This is a genomic window from Marinococcus halophilus (assembly GCF_002265875.1).
In the GTDB taxonomy this organism is placed as follows: Bacteria; Bacillota; Bacilli; order Bacillales; family Marinococcaceae; genus Marinococcus; species Marinococcus halophilus.
On sequence record NZ_NPFA01000006.1, the window covers coordinates 1 to 23,173 of the forward strand.

The 23,173-nt window shown below is 46.7% G+C and carries 21 protein-coding genes and 1 riboswitch; of the genes, 8 read left to right on the forward strand and 13 right to left on the reverse strand.

Annotated features, from left to right (window positions below; translation table 11 throughout):
• The coding region (locus CHL76_RS07300; protein ID WP_143747449.1) for an aldehyde dehydrogenase family protein at positions 1-262 on the reverse strand (262 nt) is incomplete at its 3' end.
• Between the two features lie 53 nt (positions 263-315).
• Positions 316-1,668 carry an aspartate aminotransferase family protein gene (locus tag CHL76_RS07305; protein ID WP_079475381.1) on the reverse strand — a complete coding sequence of 451 codons (1,353 nt, stop codon included), beginning with the start codon at positions 1,666-1,668 and terminating at the stop codon, positions 316-318.
• A gap of 139 nt (positions 1,669-1,807) precedes the next feature.
• On the opposite strand from CHL76_RS07305, the gene CHL76_RS07310 reads away from it, so the two are divergent.
• Positions 1,808-3,436, forward strand: a complete 1,629-nt coding sequence (locus CHL76_RS07310) for a PucR family transcriptional regulator (protein WP_079475380.1) — start codon at positions 1,808-1,810, stop codon at positions 3,434-3,436.
• A 481-nt stretch (positions 3,437-3,917) separates the two neighbouring features.
• Here CHL76_RS07310 and CHL76_RS07315 read toward each other — a convergent pair whose 3' ends face one another.
• Positions 3,918-4,982, reverse strand: coding sequence for a zinc-binding alcohol dehydrogenase family protein (locus CHL76_RS07315; RefSeq protein WP_079476981.1), 1,065 nt, complete (start codon positions 4,980-4,982; stop codon positions 3,918-3,920).
• A gap of 110 nt (positions 4,983-5,092) precedes the next feature.
• On the opposite strand from CHL76_RS07315, the gene trhA reads away from it, so the two are divergent.
• From trhA to CHL76_RS07335, 4 genes are all read left to right on the forward strand, one after another.
• Positions 5,093-5,740 (forward strand): PAQR family membrane homeostasis protein TrhA, encoded by a 648-nt coding sequence (gene trhA, locus CHL76_RS07320; RefSeq protein ID WP_079475379.1) that lies wholly within the window; start codon positions 5,093-5,095, stop codon positions 5,738-5,740.
• Between the two features lie 140 nt (positions 5,741-5,880).
• Positions 5,881-6,885, forward strand: a complete 1,005-nt coding sequence (locus CHL76_RS07325; protein ID WP_079475378.1) for an aldo/keto reductase — start codon at positions 5,881-5,883, stop codon at positions 6,883-6,885.
• 182 nt (positions 6,886-7,067) lie between these two features.
• Positions 7,068-7,364 carry a hypothetical protein gene (locus CHL76_RS07330; RefSeq protein WP_079475377.1) on the forward strand — a complete coding sequence of 99 codons (297 nt, stop codon included), beginning with the start codon at positions 7,068-7,070 and terminating at the stop codon, positions 7,362-7,364.
• Positions 7,365-7,437: 73 nt separating this feature from the next.
• The gene (locus tag CHL76_RS07335) at positions 7,438-8,556 is read left to right on the forward strand and encodes a 5-methyltetrahydropteroyltriglutamate--homocysteine S-methyltransferase (protein WP_079475376.1); all 1,119 of its coding nucleotides are present in this window, start codon (positions 7,438-7,440) and stop codon (positions 8,554-8,556) included.
• Positions 8,557-8,604: 48 nt separating this feature from the next.
• Here the strand turns inward: CHL76_RS07335 and CHL76_RS07340 are convergent, their stop codons facing one another.
• The 3 genes from CHL76_RS07340 to CHL76_RS07355 form a co-directional block, all read right to left on the reverse strand.
• Positions 8,605-9,240: an NAD(P)-dependent oxidoreductase gene (locus CHL76_RS07340; protein ID WP_079475375.1), complete on the reverse strand. Its 636-nt coding sequence runs from the start codon at positions 9,238-9,240 to the stop codon at positions 8,605-8,607.
• Between the two features lie 426 nt (positions 9,241-9,666).
• Positions 9,667-10,431, reverse strand: a complete 765-nt coding sequence (locus CHL76_RS07345) for a sulfite exporter TauE/SafE family protein (RefSeq protein WP_079475374.1) — start codon at positions 10,429-10,431, stop codon at positions 9,667-9,669.
• Positions 10,432-10,559: 128 nt separating this feature from the next.
• Positions 10,560-11,276, reverse strand: a complete 717-nt coding sequence (locus tag CHL76_RS07355) for a VC0807 family protein (RefSeq protein ID WP_179124059.1) — start codon at positions 11,274-11,276, stop codon at positions 10,560-10,562.
• A gap of 92 nt (positions 11,277-11,368) precedes the next feature.
• Between CHL76_RS07355 and CHL76_RS07360 the strand changes: the two genes are divergently transcribed.
• Together CHL76_RS07360 and CHL76_RS07365 are read left to right on the forward strand one after the other, a co-directional pair.
• Positions 11,369-11,995, forward strand: coding sequence for a uracil-DNA glycosylase (locus CHL76_RS07360; RefSeq protein WP_079475373.1), 627 nt, complete (start codon positions 11,369-11,371; stop codon positions 11,993-11,995).
• Between the two features lie 263 nt (positions 11,996-12,258).
• Positions 12,259-13,008: a GNAT family N-acetyltransferase gene (locus tag CHL76_RS07365; RefSeq protein WP_094908192.1), complete on the forward strand. Its 750-nt coding sequence runs from the start codon at positions 12,259-12,261 to the stop codon at positions 13,006-13,008.
• Positions 13,009-13,054: 46 nt separating this feature from the next.
• On the opposite strand, the gene CHL76_RS07370 is transcribed toward CHL76_RS07365, so the two are convergent.
• Genes CHL76_RS07370 through CHL76_RS07390 form a run of 5 tightly spaced genes read right to left on the reverse strand, consistent with a single transcriptional unit; the run spans position 13,055 to position 21,324 of the window.
• Positions 13,055-14,521, reverse strand: a complete 1,467-nt coding sequence (locus tag CHL76_RS07370; RefSeq protein ID WP_094908193.1) for a YjiH family protein — start codon at positions 14,519-14,521, stop codon at positions 13,055-13,057.
• 42 nt (positions 14,522-14,563) lie between these two features.
• Complete coding sequence (gene atzF, locus CHL76_RS07375) at positions 14,564-16,303, reverse strand: allophanate hydrolase (protein ID WP_079475371.1); 1,740 nt, start codon at positions 16,301-16,303, stop codon at positions 14,564-14,566.
• Entirely contained in the window at positions 16,300-19,932 is a 3,633-nt protein-coding gene (gene uca, locus CHL76_RS07380) for an urea carboxylase (RefSeq protein ID WP_079475370.1), read from the reverse strand. The genes atzF and uca overlap by 4 nt, the downstream gene beginning before the upstream one ends.
• A gap of 23 nt (positions 19,933-19,955) precedes the next feature.
• Entirely contained in the window at positions 19,956-20,600 is a 645-nt protein-coding gene (locus CHL76_RS07385; protein WP_371862261.1) for an urea amidolyase associated protein UAAP2, read from the reverse strand.
• 19 nt (positions 20,601-20,619) lie between these two features.
• Positions 20,620-21,324, reverse strand: a complete 705-nt coding sequence (locus tag CHL76_RS07390; RefSeq protein ID WP_079476978.1) for an urea amidolyase associated protein UAAP1 — start codon at positions 21,322-21,324, stop codon at positions 20,620-20,622.
• Positions 21,325-21,386: 62 nt separating this feature from the next.
• Positions 21,387-21,493: riboswitch (guanidine-I (ykkC/yxkD leader) on the reverse strand.
• 231 nt (positions 21,494-21,724) lie between these two features.
• On the opposite strand from CHL76_RS07390, the gene CHL76_RS07395 reads away from it, so the two are divergent.
• Entirely contained in the window at positions 21,725-22,042 is a 318-nt protein-coding gene (locus CHL76_RS07395; RefSeq protein ID WP_079475368.1) for a DUF3243 family protein, read from the forward strand.
• Between the two features lie 66 nt (positions 22,043-22,108).
• Here CHL76_RS07395 and CHL76_RS16995 read toward each other — a convergent pair whose 3' ends face one another.
• Both CHL76_RS16995 and CHL76_RS07400 read right to left on the reverse strand, forming a co-directional pair.
• Positions 22,109-22,255 (reverse strand): hypothetical protein, encoded by a 147-nt coding sequence (locus tag CHL76_RS16995; protein WP_158219098.1) that lies wholly within the window; start codon positions 22,253-22,255, stop codon positions 22,109-22,111.
• 182 nt (positions 22,256-22,437) lie between these two features.
• Positions 22,438-22,953: a DoxX family protein gene (locus CHL76_RS07400; RefSeq protein WP_079475367.1), complete on the reverse strand. Its 516-nt coding sequence runs from the start codon at positions 22,951-22,953 to the stop codon at positions 22,438-22,440.
• Positions 22,954-23,173: the final 220 nt, after the last annotated feature.

A 23,173-nucleotide genomic window follows, 5' to 3' on the forward strand; every position in this document is an offset into this window, starting at 1 on the left:
CGAGCTCGTCCCAGTGGCTCACGAGCAGCTGCTGGTAGGCAAACAGGATACGGGCGCGCTGCGGCACGGGCTTGGTCGACCAGTCGCGGTACGCCGCTTTCGACGCCTCCACGGCCTCGTTCACTTCGTCCTTCGAGGAAAGCGGGACRCGGGCGATCACCTCACTGGTGGCCGGATTGTACACCTGGTCGGTGGCGGACCGGGAGGTCACCCATTCGCCGCCGATAAAATTTTTTAAGGTCGTTACTGCTTGTTCCTTCATCATATCGCTTCCTTTTCACTATTAGTTTAGAAGTAGTAACCTATTTCAAAAAACTAAAGTTCTGTATTAAAGCCTTTACTTATTTTTTCTACAATTGCCTCAAGATCTTTGTCTGAAATAGATAAAGGAGGAGCTAATGTGATAATATTATTAAAATCTTTGACAGTATCCCCATTTTTGCCAACAATTAAGCCTGCTGATTTACAATTTGCAATAATAGAAGCTACTACTTCATTAGAAGCAGGAATTTTTGTTTCTTTATCTGCTACAATCTCAATGCCAAATAGCAAACCTTGATGACGAATGTCACCTACATTTTGATGTTCTTCTAAAAAAGAAAGCTTGGATCGCAATTTATTACCAAGCTCATTTGAGCGTTCTGGGAGATTTTCTTCTTCCATAATTTCTAAATTTCTCAAAGCTACCTCACAAGCGGCAGGATTTCCACCAAACGTATTAACATGACGAAAATGAGCGTCTTCCTTTTCGGTGGCAAAAGCTTGATAAATTTCCTCTTTAACTGCGGTAGCAGCTAAGGGCAAATATCCACTAGTTATTCCTTTAGCCATAGAAACAATATCAGGTTGAATATCGAAGTGCTGATAACCGAATTTCTTTCCAGTGCGACCGAAGCCACAAATAACTTCATCTATAATTAGTAAAATTCCATATCGTTGGCATATTTCTTGTACTTTTTTTACGTAGGAAGGGTGAGGAATAAGAACACCGCCACCTGTAATTATCGGTTCCATAATGAAGCCTGCTACTGTTTCAGGACGCTCGTATCGTATAGTTGCTTCTAATTTCTCTGCACAGATTATACTCCATTCTTCAAATGTATATTCAAGAGGTTTTCGGTATTCGTCAGGCGCTTCAACGTGTATAAAGCCAGGAGCTAACGGTTCATACATATATTTTCGTTGAGATTGTCCTGTAGCTGAGAGGGCAGCAAATGTATTTCCGTGATAAGAACGGTACCGGGAGATGAACTTGTAACGTCCTGGTTTAGAATTTTGATGGTGGTACTGTCTAGCAATCTTAAAAGCAGTTTCGTTAGCTTCAGAACCGCTATTCGAGAAGAAAATTTTATAGTGACCTTTAAGCCAATCATTTAATTTTTCTGAAAGCTTAATAGCTGGGAGATGGCTGCTAGAGAGTGGATAATAAGGTAAAGTATTCATTTGACTCTTGGCTGCCTCTGCTAATTCTTCTCTTCCATAGCCAACGTTTACGCACCATAATCCAGACATACCGTCTAAATATTTGTTCTCTTCAATATCAGTTATCCAAGCATTTTGAGCACTTTTAACAATCATAGTGTTTTGATTTTTTTTGTAGGGTTTTAAGTGATGCCACACGTATTTTTGGTCCTTGTCATAAAAATTTGAATGAGTATTAATATTCATATTATCCTCCTAGTACATTTTTAATTTTAGAAAGCGTTTACAAAAATGGCTTATGAATTTAATGTAAGATATATATAGTGAAAATTCATTAGTCACAGTGTAAAAAAATTATAATTATTACTTAACATTTGGAGGTCTTATGAATTCGATAACTGTGAATGAAATATTGAAAAATAATTTATTTAAAAAAGCTGAGATCGTTTCTGGAAAGGGAGGATTGGAAAAGAGAGTACGCTGGGTTCATATTATGGAAGTTACTGATTTTTCGTCTTTACTTGACGGTCAAGAAATGATATTAACTACTGGCATAGGATTAAGTAATAATGAAGTCTCTCCACAGGAGTACCTAGAGCAGCTAATAGAAAAAGAAATTTCATGTATATGCATAGAGTTGGGGACCTACGTTAATGAAGTAGATGCTAAAATGATTGATTTATCTAACAAATTTTCCTTGCCTATTATTATATTTAAAGAAGAAGTTAAATTTGTAGAAATTACGCAATCTATTAATTCTTTATTGATAAATCGCCATTATAATAATCTAAAGAAGTTAGACAGTTTGTCTCAACAATTTCAATCTTTTGCGGCGGTTCCAAATGGGTATGTGAAGGTTATTAAATGTTTACATGATTATGTTAAGTTTCCCACAGTATATATTTCTACTAATAATGATATACTCTTTTTTCCTGAATTAGAAAGGAAAGAATGGGAAACACATATCTCAAAAATTCAAGAACTAAACGACCATAATACAAAAAGTATTGATATTAATTTTGGTAATAAAAGAATAGTTTTGAAACGAATAGAAATTTTAAATCAATTATGGGGGACCTTAGCAATAATAATTCCCATAGAAGAACCCAATGAATTAATTAACTTAATGTTAGATAGAGCTTCTATGACTATTAGCAATCAACTATTATATAATAGGTTCCAAGAAGAAAAAAAATTACATGAGGAACAAGCATGGGTTAATGAGATTATACATCAAAATATTACTGACGAGGCAACAGCTCGAGCTCAATTAGGCACCTTGAATATAGATAGAAATAAAATAAATTATTTTGTTTTCACATTAGAGGGGCAAGTGTCAAAAAAGAATTTTGATAATTTTTCTTCAAACAATGCTTACTACCATTTGGCTTTAGTGTTAAGAAACTATTTTAAACAAAAGGGGCATTATCCTTTTATTAATCAAATGAAAGATTCCCAATTTGTAGCCATCATATTAAACTCTGAGTCTAGTAGTATTAATAAGACTGAACTATTAGATATAGAAAGTTTTCTTGAAAAAAATACAAATGAATTTATTAATTATGAATATGGAATCAGTCAAATATACCACCAATTAATTGAAGCAAGTAATGCTTATAGAGAAACCACACAAGTAATTCAAACGGGGCGAATGCTTCAAAATCAAGAAGTAAATGTTTCTCCATTTTTCAGTGATCTAGGAGCCTACCAGATGCTATACAATTTAAAAGATAATTACGATATTAGCGAGTTTGTAACAGAGCAGTTAGGTCCTACGTTTTGGAAGGAATTAAATAAGAATCCCTACCTATATAACACACTTCGTGAATACCTAAGGTGCCAATGTGTAAAGAAAGATACAGCCAAACAACTATATATTGCTCGACAAACTTTATACTATCGTTTAGAAAAAATTGAAAATTACTTAGGGTATAAAATAAAAGATAATTATCAAAAAAGATTAGGATTAGAATTAGCTATCTTGTTTGCTGATATGCTGCCCATGAAAAAATAGTTATGTACTATTTTTACTTCTTCCTGGGAACAGGGACCTCATAGGGAAATTTTCTGGTGAAGGCAGAATGAAATCCGGAGTTAAAAAATAATCAAAATAAATTTTAAGATCTTTAGGGTGAATTTTAACTAAAACGACAAGGTGTATGAACATGCAGTTAGACACGTGTGACAAATGTTCTGAAAAATTTGAAACATTAACGGCAATAGGCGCTAACGAGTATTGCGATGGCTATCTAGAAGATTCCTCTTATTGCGATGAATGAAGTGAATTAATAGTAGAATACAAAACTAAACATACGGATGCCCAAGACGGAGAACTTTGCTAACATTGAGTTCTGCCATACAAGATTATCATGAGAGAAAATCAGACCACAGTTGGTCCAATGTCGATGAATTCAGAATTTGTGATCATTTTGGCAAAAATAGAGTTTACAGACAAGGCACAGGGGCTGAACCATTTTTGGGCCAGCCCCTTTCATTTACTCCCAGTCTTCGAGCACGATTTTTCCGATCGCTTTTCCCGACTCCACTTTACGGTGCGCTTCTTTCATTTGGTTGGCATTCAACGGCGTCAGCGTTTCGGTCAGCGTTGGCTTAATGGTTCCCTGGTCAAACAGATCAGCCAGCTCGCCCAAAATAACGTGCTGGCGGATCATATCCTCTGTCTGGTACATCGGCCGTGTGAACATAAATTCCCACATAAAGGCGACGCTTTTTGCCTGCAGGTCGGTCAGCTGCAGCGGCTTCTCTGTCTCCACAATCGAGCAGATGGCTCCCTGCGGACGGATGCACTCCGCCATGCTATCCCAGTGCTGCGCCGTGTCGGTAAAGCAGAGAATATAATCCACTCCGTCATAGCCTGCATCCTGAAGCTGTTTTAACAGCGGCTGATGATGATTGATCACTTTGTCTGCACCCATTTGCTCGCACCAGGCGGTGGTCTCTTCACGCGAAGCAGTAGCCACTACATCGAGTCCGGCCCATTTAGCGAGCTGAATTGCAATAGAACCAACTCCGCCGGCACCGTTCAGTACAAGTACCGAAGAGCCGCGGTCCCGTTCGGGCACGATGCCGATCCGGTCAAACATCGCTTCGTATGCAGTAATGGCCGTTAAAGGCATGGCGGCACTTTCGGCCATGGAAAGCTGTTTCGGGCGTCTTCCCACGACACGCTCGTCCACCAGATGATATTCCTGATTGGAGCCGGAACGCTGATTGCTTCCGGCGTAATACACTTCATCGCCGGACTGGAACAGGGAAGCTTCTTCGCCCGCAGCTTCAATTATGCCGGCAGCGTCGAAGCCGAGTATCTGCGGCTGCTCTTCCTCCGTCCCTTCATTTGCGCCGCGGATTTTTGTATCCACGGGATTTACGGAGACAGCCTGGACACGCACAAGCAGGTCCCGCCCTTTCGGTTCGGGCTTTGCTATGTCAAACATTTCAAAGCTGGCGTCCTCTTCAATTGGAAGGTGCTTTTTAAAGCCTATTGCCTTCACTATAATCCCTTCTTTCTTCACTTGGTTAGAACCACTCTTGTTTCTCATACCCATCCAGTTCCATCCGGCAAACAACCCGAAGCCGCTTATGCCTGTTCGAAATTTCCGTTGAATTAGGTTATAATAAAAGCACTAATTTTAAGGAAAGAAGGCGGCGTATGCAGGATCAAACCCACACATTCACCAAACGGGAGGAATTTGCCAACGCGCTCACGCACGGCATCGGAGCAATGCTAAGTGTGGCTGCACTTGTTGTGATGATTGTTTTTGCTTCCATGAATGCTTCGTCCCTCCATGTGGTGAGCGTTTCTATCTTCGGCACATCCATGCTTCTTTCCTACGTCTGCTCCACTCTGCTTCACAGCTTTCCTGCAGGAAAGCTCAAAGACCTGTTCGAGGTCTTTGATCACTCTGCCATCTATATATTCATTGCCGGTACGTATACGCCATTTCTATTTCATGCACTGGAAGGCATCTTAAGCTGGACGCTGTTTGGCATTGTCTGGGGCATTGCTTTTGTCGGCATTCTTTTCAAAGCCTTTTTCAGCAAGCGTTTTCGCATTCTTTCAACCTTGTTTTACATCGGTATGGGCTGGATTATCATTATTGCCTGGCCCGCGCTTGTGAGTGCCCTTCCACCCGGCGGCCTCGTGCTTCTCGTTACCGGAGGTATATTGTACACAGCCGGCACCGTCTTCTACATGTGGCGGAGCTTTCCTTTCCACCATGCCGTCTGGCACTTTTTTGTCCTCGCCGGCTCTACGGCTCATTTCGCTGCCGTATTTTTTTACATCATCCCTTTATAGACCTTTCTTCGTCTCCCACGGCCCGGCCGGCGGGAGACTTTTTTGCCAACATTTCCTTGTGCCATTATTCTTTGTTTGACTCCTTCTTCTGCACGGGTAAAAGCTAATATTAAATACAAACCGAGTGGAGGCAACAATTAATGGAACGAATCTTATTGGGAGAAACAGACATCGAAGTGTCACGTGTAGGCCTGGGAACATGGGCTATGGGTGGTGTGCTCTGGCAGAATGAGCCGGATGAACAGGCCGCAGTGAAAACAATCCGGCAGGCACTCGATATAGGCATTACCACTATTGATACGGCACCGGATTACGGTCTGGGAAATTCCGAAACGTTTATTGGAAAAGCTTTAAATCAGGCGGGCACTCCAAGGGAGCAAGTACAGCTGTTTGGAAAGCCCGGCGTTAACTGGAACGAAGACAAAGAGCTTTTCCGGGACATGCGTCCGGATAAAGTAGAAACGGAAATAGATAATACACTGCGCCGGCTGAACACGGACTATTTGGATTTATATCAAATTCACTGGCCGGATCATGAAACCGGCATGGAAGATATGGGCAATGTTATGAATAAGCTGTACGAAAAAGGAAAAATCCGCGCTATTGGTGTAAGTAATTTCACTCCGGACGAGATGGAAGAATTGCGCCAGTACGTGCCGCTTCATGTCACGCAAAACCAGTACAATATGTTCCAGCGGGAGTTGAAGCCGTGGTTTGAATATGCCGAACGCAACCATATTGCAGGTATTACCTGGGGCACGTTCGCACACAGTCTTCTGACTGGCAAGGTGGATGCCCAAAGCACGTTTACAGATGAAGACATCCGCGCAAGTCTGCCTCTGTACCAGAGCAATAGCAGAAACTACTATTTGGCAGCAGTCAGAGAACTGCAGGAGTTCGCTCACGAGCGAAACAAAACCATCGCCCAGCTTGCAGCACGCTGGACACTTGAAAACAGCGGTATAAGCATGTGCCTCTGGGGCGCAAGAACCCCGGAGCAGATCAAAGAAGCCGAAGGCGTTGATGGCTGGATACTCGACCAGGAAGAAATGGAGCATATTGAAGATATTCTTGCCAAACACGTCCCTTCGCTTCAGAACAATCAATTAAATATTTACGCCCCGCCTGAACGTTCAGACGTATAAATATATCAATTGGTTGAAAAACAAACGAAATACCTTAAAAGAACCCGTCCATTTAGGGCGGGTTTTTTAATCCCAAACAGTGTAATGACGGTGTTGTTCAAACTGTACCTGACGCCGGGGCCAACGCGCTCGAATATTAATTTGTTATAATAGAGTCAAATTACGTCAAAAGGATGTTTTGCTTGCCAACACGCGCCCACGCCTATATCAATACTGCCCTGGCCATTCTGACCGTTTACGCTGTGTTGTTGACGACCCGGCTGTTTTTCGACACCCACGAGCTTCTCGTTTTCATCACGCACCCGCTTTTCTTAATTCTTCCTGTCGGCCTCACGGTGGCAGGGCTGAGGTACTTTGTCGTTTATATTGAAGAGAAAAACAAAAAACGCTTCCTTTATTTTTTAATCTCCGGAAGCGCCGCGCTATTTCTGCTGTTTTTATTATTTTTATATATTATTTCCAGGCTTGTTGCCCTTTGAAACAATTTACTTCTATTCAAAATTTTGATAAGCTTCAAGATATTTCATCAATCGTTTTTAAAGGAGAGAGAGTATGGCACAATCAGCATCCTGGCGGACAAAAGCTCCCTATCGGGCGGATCAGGTGGGAAGCCTTTTACGTACGGCCGCCATCAAAGACGCACGGGAAAATTACGCGAATGGCTCTATTTCCACGGAAGAACTGCGCCGTGTAGAAGATAAAGAAATCGAGCGCGTCGTTGAAAAGCAAAAAGAAACAGGACTTCAGGCTGTGACAGACGGAGAATTCCGTCGTGCCTGGTGGCATTTTGATTTTCTTGAAGACCTGATCGGCGTGGAAGCCTATGAAAAAGATTCCGGCATCCAGTTTGAAGGAGTGCAGACGAAAGCACGCGGGATCAAGGTAACTGGAAAAATTGACTTTAGCGATAAGCATCCTATGCTTGAAGATTTCCGCTACCTTCATCAGATTACCGGAAGTACAGAAGCTAAGTTCACAATTCCAAGCCCGAATATGCTTCACCTCCGGGGCGAGATCGACACCGATTTATACAGTGGCCCAGAAGATATGATCGATGACCTGGCCAAAGCATATCAGAAAGCGATACAGGCATTCTATGACGCCGGCTGCCGCTACCTGCAGCTTGACGACACATCCTGGGCCCACCTGTGCTCCGAAGAACAGATCAAGCACATGGAGCAGGAAGGAATCAATCACCGTTCCCTTGTGGAACGCCATGCCCGGGCGGTCAATGAATCTGTAGCCTATAAGCCGGAGGACATGACCATTACTATGCACATCTGCCGCGGCAACTTCCGTTCCACATGGTTTTCTTCCGGCGGATACGAGCCGGTAGCTGATATTTTATTCGGCAGCGTCAACGTTGACGGGTTTTTCCTGGAATATGACAATGACCGGGCCGGCGATTTCAAACCACTTCGCTTCATTAATCGCAAAAACGTTCAGGTGATCCTTGGCCTGATTACTTCTAAAAGCGGCGACCTTGAAAATGCTGACGACGTGAAAGCCAGGATCAGGGAAGCTTCTGAGTATGTGCCGCTCGAGCAGCTCTGCCTGAGTCCTCAATGCGGATTTGCTTCGACAGAAGAAGGAAATATTTTAACCGAAGACGAACAGTGGAAAAAACTGGAGCATGTTGTGACTATTGCCAAAGATGTATGGCAGGGATAACACCAAAAAGCAGGGCCGAAAATTTCGGCCCTGCTTTTTTGATTATCTTTAGTTGCTTAACACTGGAGATTCTTTTGAAAAATCGCTTGTCTCAAGCTGTTCGTACAGAAAATCGACAAGCGTCTGGCGGTACAGGGTGTTTTTTAAATTATGGCGACCAGGATAGCCCACCGTCGGCGCATTTTCGCCGGAAGGCTTATCGGAAAGCACCGGCACCCGCACAAGCGTCCAATCCAGATTCGACTGGCGGATAATGTCGGCTGCATTCGCGTGCTCATTCGAGCCTTTAAATTTTGCCACCTTCCAGCCCGCAGTCATAAGGCTGAACCGCTTGGACGTGCCGTCCTGCGGCGTTTTCACATCCGAGCTCGTGACCGCCACAAGCCGGTTGATACCGCGTTCCTGCATCGCATTCACAATGTGGGACACACCGGTGCTGAGCGGCGTTCCCTTCGCTGCTTCCTTGCGCCCGAGCAGGCTGACTACCGCGTCAGCCCCCCTCAAAGAATCGTAAACATTCTGGTAATTCGTAATTTTCCCTTCATGAACAGTTAAATTATCGTTTTCAATTAATAGCTTTTCCGGTTGGCGGGCGTACACTACTACTTCGCTGCCCTCTTTTAAAGCTTTGCGGACAAAACGTTTTCCCGTGTTGCCGGTCGCACCAAATACAACTATTTTCATATTGGTTCCCTCCTACTTGTTCACACTGCTCCTCTATTGTACCGGAGATGCAAAGCAAACCCAACCGCAGCAGGGAAAACATAAATAAAAGGAGAGCGATTGAGGCCCCGGTTGCTCAATCGCTCTCCTTTATATCCATCGATGTGTTAATCTGCTGCTAAAAGCCTCCGGTTCACTTTCTTATGGATGCCCGGCATAAACAACAAGCCACTCAACGTGGAAGCCAGGCTCTGCAGAAGCCGTCAACATGATGGATGAAACAGATAATTTTTCAGGGTCAGACCATGTTAGGTCCGCCGGTTGATCTTTTTACCTGCATGATGCTTTTTTGCAAGAACTACTTAGTTTACGTACAAAGTTGTTTACTGGATCACTTTTTTATAAAAAAATTTTAAGCAAAATAAAAAAGCCTTCGTTCGAAGACTCTTACATTAAATAATCCCAGGCATTTTTGGCAATTAAAGCGATCGTCACGATGATAAACAGCATCTTCACGTAGGCCGATCCTTTTTTAATGGCGACATTTGCCCCGACATATGCGCCGGCAATCATCGCGGCCCCCATTGGCAGGCCATACGCGTAATGAATGGAATCAAACCAGATGAATGCGAGCAGGCCGCCAATGTTGCTCGCAAAGTTCAGCACTTTGGCGTTCCCTGCCGCTTCGACAAAGTTAAAGCCAAGAAAAATAAAAGCAAACAGTAAAAATGACCCTGTTCCCGGTCCGAGAAACCCGTCGTAAAATCCAAGCACAACAGCGATAACGGCACCGATGAGCCACACTTTACGAGTGATACTCTGAAAGGTGGAAAGGCTTCCGAGGTTTTTATTGACCAGCGTGTAGACCGTTACCACAACGAGCAGAATCAAAATAATCGGCTCCAGAATATCGGGTGGGATCCTCTGCACGACGATTACGCCGAGCACCGAGCCCGCAAAGGCCAGCGGAAAAAGTGTAAATACAAGACGTTTATTAATCTGGCCGTGCCGGAGAAACGAAACCATGCTCGTCCCGGAGCCCATCGTCCCGGCAAGCTTATTCGTACCAAGTGCCGTCTGCGGCGACATGCCGGTAAAAAGGAGCGCCGGCATGGCAATCAGCCCGCCCCCGCCGACTACCGCGTCGACAAACGCAGCGAGAAAACCGATCACAATCAAAAATAATAAAATCGATAATGAAAACTCATCCATATGTATGCAGCCCGCTTTCTGTAAAAACCAAAGATGTCCCTGCCATTTTACCGATTTCGACCGATGATTTCCACCTGTTTCCAACCACTTCAACATAAAAAGCAGCCGGCGCCGGCTGCTCTTCTATATTACGTTCGTTCTCCAGACGTTTCTCCCTGTGTTTCCTCTTCAGCTTCTTCATTCTTTTCCTCTTTTTCAGTACCTCGCCCGGTGTTTGTAACTTCTCCGGCGTCAATGCCGTCTTCATGCAGCCACTTGGCGATAAAAATAAATCCGATTACTGCGATAAAGCTCATTGTCCATGAAAGCACCTGCCGCAGAATAATTCCTTCGTCAAAGGCTTCTACGCCGTAGCTCTGCACGAGCCAGATTTTAACGAACGCGAGAATAAATTCCCGGAGGGCAAAAAACAGTGTGATCGCCTGAAATACCCATAAGTATTTGCGCACATAAAACTGCTTTTTCAGCTGCTTGCGGTCTCCGCCCTGCAGCTCCATAAAATCGACGGTGAAAAAGAGCCAGATCGGCCGCCTAAAAATAACCGTTAAAATAAAGAATGCACCCATAACAAAATCGTAGTAAATATTGTTCCACAAAAGCTGCAATCCGCCGCCGGCAACAAGATCGAGAACAGTGCCGATAATCAGGGTGGCGATCATGTAAATCCCAAACGTATTCACCTTTTTCAACAGTACGAAGCGGTACACTGTATAAATAATCCCCGGTACCGAGGATATGAGCATCGCTATATAATCACCTGTATAGTCCCGCGCCATGTTCCAAATAAAAATTGGAAAGACGACGTAAAAAATAATGTCAAACCACATAATGTGCTTCTGCTGCACACGCCCCACCTCCTTCATCTATCCTATCACAAGTATAGAATATTTCGCGCCCGGGTATAGAAAAGTCAGGACGTACACAGGAGGGAAAGCACATGCTGCCAGAAGCTGCAGTCACAGAGGCAAAAAAAAGAATGGACGGCCACCGGTGTGAAGGCTTTCTCGACGGTCCAAACCCGCATGATCCTATTGTAATGATGATCGGGGAAGCACCGGGAGAAACAGAAATTACGGGCGGCGGTCCTTACGATGGGCGAGCCGGCAGGCAGTTTCTATCCTACCTGGAGCTTCTTCCGTATCCCGTGGAAGACATCTACGTGACCCGGACGATCAAAAGCCGTCCGTACCGCTGGGGGCACACCCCGGCAGGTAAACCGCGCAAATATAACCGCACGCCGAACCGCAAGGAAATTATGGCTCATGCCCCGCTTCTTGATGAGGAGATACGCTCGGCTGCGCCTAAGATTCTTTGTCCAATGGGACGCACCCCGTACTGGCGGCTTCTTGGACGTTCTCCGCGTATGCCGGAAATTGCTGGCGGGCACTTCACTTCCCCTGTACGGGAGGTCGACATCTCTTCAGAAAAGTATAGATGGAGCCGGGAGAGATACCTGATTTTTCCGTTGTACCATCCAGCAGCAAGCCTGTATAACCGTTCGCTCGAAACCATCATACGCCGGCACTTCCATGATCTCGCCCGCCTCCTTTCCGCGCGCTCGTAAGTCCCCTTTATGATATATATTAAAAAATAACCATAAAGTAAATTCCATTTATGACATATCAACGAACAAAACGAACGGGAATTCGGGGAAATAAGCAGCAAAAGCAGAGCGCGAGCTCGAAAAAAATTATTCATGGAGGGAAACTTGTGGAAGGTACATTTACCGACTGGAATTTTGCCAAGGACAAAAGTACAATAATTACCGTAACAGCTCTCGTAAAATAGTATCTTTTCTTTATTATATTACTGAAAGGCCTGATACCAGTGCTTCCTATTACGTTTCACCATGTCCATACCCCGGGACGGCTCATCGAGGACCGCAATGAGTTTCGCCACTACCATTCTTTAGAATGGAAGCATCATTTCGACAGCAATTTTATTTCCTTTAAACAAATGCCGACGACTGATTACTTTCAGAAAATCGAATCCCGTCTACGCGACTTTCACAGAGCCCGCGGCCAAAATCACTTAAAATTTCATTTTCCGCCAAATACAGAACTCCCGCAGGCGTTAAACCAGTACCTGCACAGCTCCCTCTACGATGTGAGCGTTATGGAGCTGTATGCCATCCAGCCGGCTGAATTTCCCCGTCAGGCGCTACCTGAGGGATGCAGCATCCAGCGCGTTGATGTGGAGAGCCTTCCCGCTTTTCTCGCTATGCAGCTTGAACAGGACCTTCCTTTCGGAGAAGCATACGCTGCCCAAAAACAACAAATGCTCGAGCAGCAGTTTTATGACGCTTCATTTATTCAACTGATCGCTTATTACCACGGCCGCCCTGCCGGCTTTGTTGAACTGATTGCCAGCGGTCACGCTGTGGAAATGGATAATCTGTTCGTCCATGATGATTTGCAGCGTAAAGGCATTGGCCATGCCCTGCAGCAATTCACCATGAATCTGTTCCCCGATAAGGCAGTCTTTCTCGTGGCAGACCAGGAAGATACACCGCGCGATATGTACCGGAAACAGAACTATGAGCGCCTTGGCTTTCAGTACACCGCTATTTTCCAATAAATACGGTCCTATGCAAAAGACGCCCGCGAAAGGCGTCTTTTTTTAATCAGTACATCATATGCATAAACAAAGCAATAATGGGAATGGCGATTAAGGTACGCTGAAAAAAACATACAACCAATTCCCAGAGCTTTACTGGCATTCTCGTTGCTTTAATAACAACAATCGATTCAGAAAAGAACACAATTTGTACTAACGAGAGCGTCGTTACAAAATAAACCGCTCCTGCTTCAAGTGCTGCTAAATCTCCTGCAATCAAAAGAACCGGCAGAAACATTTCGGCAATACCTACGGGGATCGATGGTGCGATCATTGCCGCATTAGGCACGCCGAGAATATTTAAAAGCGGGATGAATGGCATGCCCAGCCAGTTAAACAACGGAGTATACTCAGCGACAATCAGGCCGGTAATACCAATAGAAGCAAGCATTGCCACTACCCGCGGAAGCACACCGAGTGCCCCCGCCACACTCGCCTTCACTTCTGAGCCAAGCGGCCGGGCTGTTTCAGCTCTTTTGGCCGCACGCTGGAAGCCACGAGGAACAATGCCAAGCTCAAACTTTGTCTCCCCTTGTCTTTCTTCTTCTGTCTGCTCCCGTCCGTCAAAATAAACGTCTGGCTGCTTCGACAGAGGTGGAATCCGAATCATAAAGAAAGAAATAATAAACGCAATCAGCATACCGGAAAAATATACCTGCAGAAAATCCTGACTCAGTCCTGCTGTGTTAATGACCAGCACGGCAAATCCGACACTGACTGCACTAAAGCTTGTAGCAATAGCCACGGCTTCGCGTTTTGTGTAAACATTCATGCGATACAAACTGCTTGTAATCAAAATAGCTACAGACGAAGCACTGACAAACGAAGAAATAGCATCGATTGTGCTTTTACCGGGCACTTTAAACAACGGACGCATAACCGGCTCCAGTATCGACCCGATAAAATCAAGTGCTCCGTAATTTAAAAGCAGCGGCATAAACACAGCGGCCAGCGGAATGATCCAGCCAACGGTAAGCACAATCGAAGGGATAATCGTGCCGCCTGTATCCGGACCGACCATCCATTCCGGACCGGTGAATCCAGCCAAGCTGTCGTGAAGAGCGTAGACTGACATAAAGACTGCACCCAGCACGTAAAAGAAAATGTGTACGCCCGTGTCTCCCCCGTAATAGTTTAACAGTCGCCCGCTTCTTTCCGGAAACAACTTCACGTATATACTCATGACGGCATTAGCGAGTACCATTACCGTAAAAAGCCACAAACTAAAAGGCACAGAAAGGTTCAAAAGAAAGTTATACAAGTAGCCAAAAACGACATCAGTTTCCCCGTCCACTACTACCGGAACAAAGAAAACAATTACAGCAATGGAGGTCAGCAGAAATGATTTGATCAATCCTTTTCTCAGCTGTCCCCGGCTGATTTTCTGTTTATCCAGTTCCTTCCCCTCGAGCGGTGCTGTGTCTCCAGGATTTTTTTCCATATGGTCCGAATCCTCGTCAGCTATATTCTTCATTTACATACTCCTTCCTGCGAAACATTTTACCTGATTAGCTTTTTACATCGTTGATTTGGCCGCCTCTGCGCTTTTCCATCCTTTAAAGGAGCTGATGTCTTCTCCTTTAGCACTGCTTTCGCAAATAAACCCCATCACGTCGCGTCCATCGTTTAGCTTGATCGTGCCGATTCCTAACGGAGCAGGAATCTTTGCGGCAAACTTTCCTATCTCTTCGATTGGCATCTGCCATAGTTCAACGTCGATTTCTTCTCCCGCCTCTTCCCGTATTAAGCCGGGCTTGGCCGGTTCGCTGTTTAGGCGTATCAGTTTATATTCCGGAGCCGTCGATGCTTCTTCCACGAATTCAGCACGATGTTCGGTCATCTGTTTTTCAAGTGGAAAACCTCTCATGTGAAGCCCGCATACGGCGATCAGCTTTTCGGCTGGTTCTTCCGGCAGAGAAAGCTCTTTCCGCTGCCAGCTTTCTGCTGCCCCCATTAGCAGGTTTTCGGCATCTGAACGGCTGAACAGCGTTACGCCAAAAGGCACCTCTGGTGCTGCTTGCCCGGCTGGCAGCGCGATTGCACTCATATCAAGCAAATTGCAGTGATTCGTATATTTGCCCATATCGCTGTTTGTCTGTACCGGGTCTTTTTGGACCTCTTCTCTTGTCCACGTTCCTCCGCATGTCGGAAGCACGAGCACATTATTTTCGAGCCACCGGCCGGTGTGGTGCTTAATTTCCTGCAGCCGGTGCATCGTCTCAAACAGCTCTGCCGCCCCGTATGCTCTGCCCTCTCCTTTGGAAAGTACTTTTTCGGTTACCGGGAATACGTCGTCGCGGTGCTTTTCTACAAATGTGCCGAGTGCCGCCCAGCGTTCAGCAATCCAGGGGCCATCGTACAGCACCGATGCCGCTTCACTTAGTATGGACGTATTCACATAGGACACTTCCTCTGGCCCTTGTTCAAGCTGCTCGACTGTTTTTTTCCATGCCTGCCGGTACTCCTCTTCATATGGCCCATAAAATTCCAGTTCTTCTTCCGGCAGCAGCCATTTTTTCGGCTTTTGCTTTTGTAAACTTTTAAACGGCTTCGACCAGGGATCACCTGGGTCCATGCCCCGGGCTATCCGATCCACCAGGTGAATATCATTTATCTCCCAGGTGAATACTGTCACACAATCCAGACTTTCACATGCCGGCACGACGCCGCTGATCGGCCAGGCACCAAGCGAGGGTTTCCACCCGATCAGTCCATGCAGCGCAGCCGGAACCCGCCCGGAGCCTGCAGTATCTGTACCGAGGGAAAAAGCAGACAGACCGCACGCTACCGCTACGGCAGAGCCTGCACTCGACCCACCGCTGATCAGTTCATCCTTGTGTGCGTTATGCGTTTCTCCATAAGGGCTCCGCGTACCGACGAGCCCTGTTGCAAACTGATCCAGGTTCGTTTTCCCAACCGGTATGGCGCCGGCGTCGACGAGACGCTCCACTACGGAGGCGTGCTTGTCCGGGGTGTAGGTGTATGCTTCGCACCCAGCCGTCGTCGGCCATCCCGCTACGTCGATATTGTCCTTCACGGCGAATGGTACGCCCCACAGCGGCAGCTCCTCCGGCGAAAACGCAGCCAGCCGGTCAATATACGGCTGGATCCGCTCCTTGGAAGGAGGGTAGATCCAAATGTTTTTGTGTTTATATTTCACGGCCCTTTCGAGAATGCTGTCTACCACTTCTCCGGGGTCTATACTTTTGCTTCGGTAAGCCGTTAACAGCTCCTGCACTGTCAAATGCTCTGTCATGTAACCGACACCCCGCTTTCTTTCTCTGCACGCAGGCCGACGATTAACTGACCGGCCTGCACTTCATCTCCGGGCTCCACATGTATGGAAGCCACATAACCCTCTTCCGGAGCCTGCTGCGGAAATTCCATTTTCATACTTTCTTCAATGACCAGCACGTCGCCCTTTTTCACGTACTGTCCCTCCGTCACTTCGACCTTCCATACACTTCCCGGCATGGAGCAGCGAACAGCCGTTTCATCTGTAGGCAGCTCTTCTTCAGGCGCCCCGGCATTTCCGTTGTCATCCTCTACATGCTCTGCAATGCCCTGCTCTTTCCAACGTTCACGCTCTGCCTGAAAGGCTGCCTGCTGATTTTCTTTAAACGCTGCGGCACTTTCCTGAATCGATTCCTGAAATGCCAGGTATTCGCCCAGATCGAAGGTGGTTTCTGTAATGTCTGCTTCAAACCGGCCGCGCAGGAAATCCTCCCGCAGTTCCGTCAGTTCTTCATGCGAAACCGGGTAATACTGAATCTGGTCAAAAAAGCGAAGCAGCCACGGTTTTCCAGGTTCAAAACTTTCCGTTGCCTGCAGCCGGTTCCACATCTGAATCGTCCGGCCGACGAACTGATAGCCTCCCGGCCCTTCCATGCCGTACACGCACATATACGCTCCGCCTATGCCTACAGCGTTCTCCGGCGTCCATGTCCGTGCCGGGTTGTATTTGGTCGTGACAAGCCGGTGTCTCGGATCTGTCGGTGTGGCAAGCGGCGCCCCGAGGTACACATCGCCAAGGCCAAGCACCAGGTAATTTGCGTCGAATACTATCTGTTTTACGTCGTCAATACTTTCCAGACCATTGATTCGCCGGATAAATTCCAGATTATCCGGGCACCACGGAGCATCCGGCCGCACGTTTTGCTGGTAACGTTCGGTGGCAAGCTGCACAGACGGGTCGTTCCATGAGAGCGGCAGCTTTACAATACGGGAAGGCACCTGTATCGACTCCAGCGGCGGAAGATTCTCATCAATGCGAAGTACATGATCCGAAGCCTCCTGGACTGTCATCTGCAGCGGATCAATATGAATCTGCAGAGACCGCACCCCTGGAGTCATTTCAATAACCGGGAGCACGCCTTCTTTTTCGATCGCCTCCATGAGCACCTGAACCTGAAAACGAAGCTTTAGATCCAGTTCCATTTCGCCGTATTCCACTAGCAGATACTCATCCCCGCTCATGCGGACTGTGATAGGAAAACGGCGGCCCTGTCGTTCATTGACGAGTAACGGGTAATCCGGATCCAGCACGTCATTTTCCTTTGGCAGCGTAATGGCTTCTGTTTCCCGTCCCGCTCTTACACTTTCGATCAGCCGCTCCTGCGTTTTTCGAAGATCATTAGCTTGCTCAATCGTCAGCAGCTGAAAATGCACCTTGTCCCCGGGCTGCAGCTGGCCGATTTTCCAAAACTCTGCAGAAGCAGTTGTCACCGGGCAGACAAAACCTCCCAGGCTTGGCCCGTCCGGACCGAGCAGAATTGGCATATCGCCTGTCAAATCAAGTGTTCCAACTGCATAAGCGTTATCATGAATATTGGATGGGTGCAGGCCTGCTTCTCCCCCGTCTTCACGGGTCCAGGATGGTGCAGATCCAATCAGGCGCACCCCAGTCCGGGAGCTGTTAAAATGCACTTCCCATTCTGCTTCTGCCAGCTGCTGCAAATATTCCGGCTGCAAAAATTCCGGCGTGCAGTGCGGGCCGGGGATCATGCCAATCGTCCACTCGCTCTTTAATTCCGGGCGCGTATCCGCAGCAAGCGACTGCTGCTTTTGGCTATCCGAACTTCCGCGGACACCGAGGATGTCTCCCGGGCGCAGAGCTCTTCCGGCATGGCCGCCAAATTCTCCAAGGGTAAACGTGGAGGAACTTCCGAGCACCTTCGGTTTATCAAATCCCCCTTCAACCAGCAGGTAGGTTCTCATGCCTTCGGTGGTTTTTCCAAACGTCAGTGTCTGGCCTTTCTTTGCTTTCACCGTTTCGTATAAGGCCACGGCTTCTCCTTCAAGAGCAGCGCCCATGTCACTGCCAGTGATACAGAACATGAGATCATCCCGGAAAATGTAGGACCCTCCCTGCAGGGTCAGCTCCAGACCGCTCGCGTCTTCCGCATTGTTCAGAATTGCATTGCCAAGCCTGAAAGCGAAAGGGTCCATCGGGCCGCAGGGCGGAACGCCGACGTCCCAGTGACCGGTTCTTCCCGGCACGTCCTGCACAGTCGTCTGGATCCCTCCGTCCAGCACCTCCAGTGCTTTTTCCGCCGGGTCAAAATCATTCAGCAGACGGGTGAAAACATGTCCTTCCCGTACACGGGAATCCTGCAGAAGCCTACGGACGTACTGACGGTTTGTGGTGACTCCGTAAAAACGGGTTTCTCCAAGCGCCTCATACAGCTTATCAAGCGCAGTCTCCCGGCTGCCGGCGTGCACAATGATTTTGGCAAGCATCGGATCATACAGCGTCGTCGTCTCCACGCCGTTTTGAATCCAAGTCTCATTTCTTGCGTTATTCGACAGCAACACGTGGTCGATATGGCCGGCGCTCGGGCGAAAATCGCGGCCGCAGTCTTCAGCGTACACCCGGGCCTGAATGCTGTGGCCTGACGATGCCGGCACTTTCGCCGCGAGGTTCTGCCAGCAGCCGGCCGCTTCTTTTACCATCCATTCCACCAGGTCAATGCCGAGCACTTCCTCTGTTACTCCGTGCTCCACCTGAAGCCGCGTATTTACTTCCAAAAAGTAAAATGTACATTCGTCCGGATCATATAAGAATTCGACCGTGCCGGCACTTCTGTATCCTGAGGTTTCTGCAAGACGTTCGGCTGCCTGCCACATCGCTTTTCTTGTTTCCTCCGTAATATTTGGGGCGGGCGTTTCTTCCACCACTTTTTGATTTCTCCGCTGCAGCGAGCAGTCCCGCTCCCCTAATGCGACAACCTCCCCGCTTTCATTGCCAAAGATCTGAACTTCAATGTGACGGGCGCTTGGAATGTATTTTTCCAGAAACATACCGCCATCGTTAAAGTTTGCCTCTGCCAAATGCTTGACGTTTTCATACGCTTCATGAAGCGACTCTTCATTTTCACAGATCCGCATGCCGATGCCACCACCGCCGGCCGTACTTTTTAAAATGACCGGGTAGCCGATACCCGCTGCCTCTGCCATCGCTTCCTCCCGGCTATCCAACAGATCTGTGCCCGGAAGCAGAGGGACGCCCGCTTCTTTCGCAGCAGCACGGGCCGTGTGCTTCAGTCCGAACAGCTCCATCTGCTCCGGCTCCGGGCCAATAAACGTAATGTTCTGCTTCGCACATTCACGCGCAAAATCAGCATTTTCACTCAAAAAGCCGTACCCCGGGTGGATGGCATCTGCTCCTTTCTCAAGCGCTGTTTCCAGGATCTTTTGTTCATTCAGATAGCTCTCCTGCGGTGCCCCTTCACCGATATTTACTGCTTCATCGGCGTATGCCACGTGCAGACTATCGCGATCCGCCTTCGTGTATACAGCCACAGACGGAATATTTAATTTTTTTAATGTTCTTTCAATTCTGACAGCAATCGCTCCACGATTTGCAATGAGTACCTTTTGAAACATTCAGCCTCTCTCCTTTTAGTAATCTATTTATCCCAGATGAGTACACGAAGTGGCGTTGGATTAAAACCGCTGCACGGATTATTCAACTGCGGGCAGTTGCTTATGAGTGCAGTCACTGCGCAATTGGCTGTCATTTCCACATAGCAGCCGGGCCCTGAAATTCCGTCATCAAAATCCAGGCCGCCCTCCGGCGTAACCGGCACATTCATGAAGAAATTGATATTCGGCGCTATGTCGCGCTTACTGTAATCATGACCATATTTGGCCAGCTGGTACATGAAGGTGTCACGACAGTTGTGCATCGACTCCCGGTCATGGGCGTAGCGGACCGTGTTGCTTTGAGACGAGCAGGCTCCCCCAAGCGTGTCGTGCCGCCCGACCGTGTCGGCTGTGATTTCAAGTAAATCCTTTCCGGATTCGGCTTTTAGTACTGAACCAGTCGTTAAATAAATATTGTTTTGTGCATTAATAGTGTTAATCGCACTGTAATGATCTTCCGGGTGCTGCGTATCAAAAAAGAGTGTATCAGCTGCTTCGTTTCCCTCCACGTCTTCAATCCGGAACACTTGGCCGGGCTGCAGTTCTTTGATCCAGCCTTCGCCGGCCGGAATCAGCTGTTCATATACGGCTGTGTCCGCGGTTCTTTCACTTTGTACCTTTGCTAGCATATTCATGTTAAACTCCCCTTCATACTAGTAATGAATGATATTCCCATGTATTTTCGAACGCCCGTCTGTTTTCCGGATGATAGTTAACGCAATAGTCCTGCCCGTCTGCTTCCTTCACGTCATATACTTCCATTTTCACCGGTACTGACGGAAAGTCTGTTGCCGGATCCTGAGGGTTTGGCGTATTTGAGATGATCATTAAGCTGTTCATTTCCAGACGGATCACTATCGTGTCCCCCGCTTTGGCATGCTCCGGATCAAAATGCATACTGCCGGCTTCGTCGGCATAGATCTTTGAAAATAAATTGATGTTTGGCACCAGGTCTCTTTTTGTTAAGCCGTGACGCATCAGCTCCTTGACGAAGTTTTCTTCACCGCTCCGGTAATAATCGTTCAACAGCTTTTGAAACGTGGTTTCACCGTACCGGCTGTCGGTCCCTGCTCTTGTTGAATAACCGCCGATAGGATCATGCCATCCGGAGCTGTCTTCAATAATGCTTGCCATGGCACGGCCGTTATCAGTCATCAGAATGTTTCCTTTCGTAAATTTCGATGTGTGCTGCGCTTTTAACGAATCGGGCATATTGTAACGGTCTGTTGTATTTTTGGCGTTATACAGCAGAAGTGAAATGTTAGCCCCGTCTTCAAGTGCGGTAAACCGGACTGCTTTTCCCTTTGCCAACACATTCGACCATTTGCTTCCTGCTTCAATTATTTTTTCCATCATGGAGCCTCCCTTAGTAATATAAGCACCTAAAATAAATAAAAAGCCCGGAAGAGTTTTCACTCTCCCGGGCTTTTGTCCCTCCGTGTATACAGGCAGCAATGCCTGTACCGCTTTCTCTCGGACCTGCCCTTCTTTTTCAAGAAGCGGAACCCTAGAAAGCATTAGCGTTTCCAGCTGGCGGAAACCTATATACTGTTTTTGCTGTTGATTTGTAGTCTAATCAACATTCCAGCAGAAAACAATCTTCACGTAAGCTTATCTAACATATTAATTTTCAGATTTATTTTTAATTGCATCTTTCACCTGTGAATTATGACTTATCTTTTTTCATTTTTGTTTACTTTATCTTTGAAAAAGGAAACCCTTTACTATTACTCAATCTAAAGGAGAGATACTAATGGCGGAAGATCCAAAAAAAGCAGAACAGTACGTCGATAAGCTGGACCAGGAAGACAAAGACCAGATCATGCAGAACTTTAATACATTTAAAAATTATCTGGGCGACCAGGTGAAAAAAGGCGAAAGCATTGGTCTCGGAGAAAAAGGACTGGCGAAAGCAACCAAGCGTGTGGCCGAACACCTTTCCAAGCATGAAGAGCCTCGCAACCGGGAAGAAAAAGTATTAAACGAGCTTTGGCAGAATGCCGAAAAAGATGAAAAAGACGCTATTGCCAAAGCGCTTGTCCGCATGGTCGATCAAACGAACAAAGACTAAAAAGAAGCACAAAAAATCCCGCTTTTTCAGCGGGTGCTGAAAAGCGGGATTTTCATTTAATCATTGTCATCCGCCCTGTATGGCGTTATAAATAAAGTAAGCAATCACAAGTACTATGGCCACCGGCAGGATAAACTTAAAGAAACAGCCGGCCATACGAATAACCAGGAAAACGAATACGATGAGCAGCAGAATACCTATAATAAATTCCATGAATGCAGCCTCCCTTCCAACCACAGCTATCTATCAAACATTATTAAATAATTTCTGCTTTAATACTGCTAACATATATCTTTCCACCGCTCCTGTTTCGTAAACGTTTCTCCGTATTATTTCGATATTATTACATATTCGTACAAGCAAAAAGCCCTCCTGTAAGGGCTTTTTATTTACTACTATGCGGCTTTGGGCGTTTCATGCGCTTTTGGTTTACGGCCGATTTTTTCTGTTACAGCTGGAACGAAGCGATCAAGTCCGATTTTACCGGCGTTGCCTTTTCCAACCAGGATGAGAATTGCAAGAATAAGCATGATCGGATTAGTCGACACTGTACCTGCCAGCAGAAATGCCATGTTCATCGTTCCTCCGAAAAAGGCGGCAGTGGTGGTAAACAAGCCAACAATTAAGCCGGCACCTACCAGTACTTCCCCCCACATGACGAGAAAACCAAACAGTCCGGCATTTGGAATAGCGACGTTTTCCAGGAAAGCAGTGTACCAGGGATAAGCTGCTGCCGTTTCCCCGCCCTGCATAACCGGTTCAGCGACAGCTCCCTGCAGAAACCCGCCGGGGTTGAAGCCTTCTGTAATTTTTCCCAGTCCTGAGGTGAGCCATGCCCAACCTAAGTACATACGAGCCAGCAGAAACACTACCGCCGCAATCGTCGACTCCTTCAAGAAACGAATAATCATTTTGACCCCTCCTTTTTGTGAATCTATTCACATATTTCTTATCTTTAGTATACCGCATTTTAAATTATTGTGAATATTTTCACATGAATGGACACAAAGTATTCATAAACGTTAAAGAGAAGTCTTCAAAAATAAAAAAGAAAATAAATTTCAAACGTTCGCTTGTGGCGTCTTCCACTATTCAAAAGCATAATATACTATGATTTCTTTTAGGGCTTAG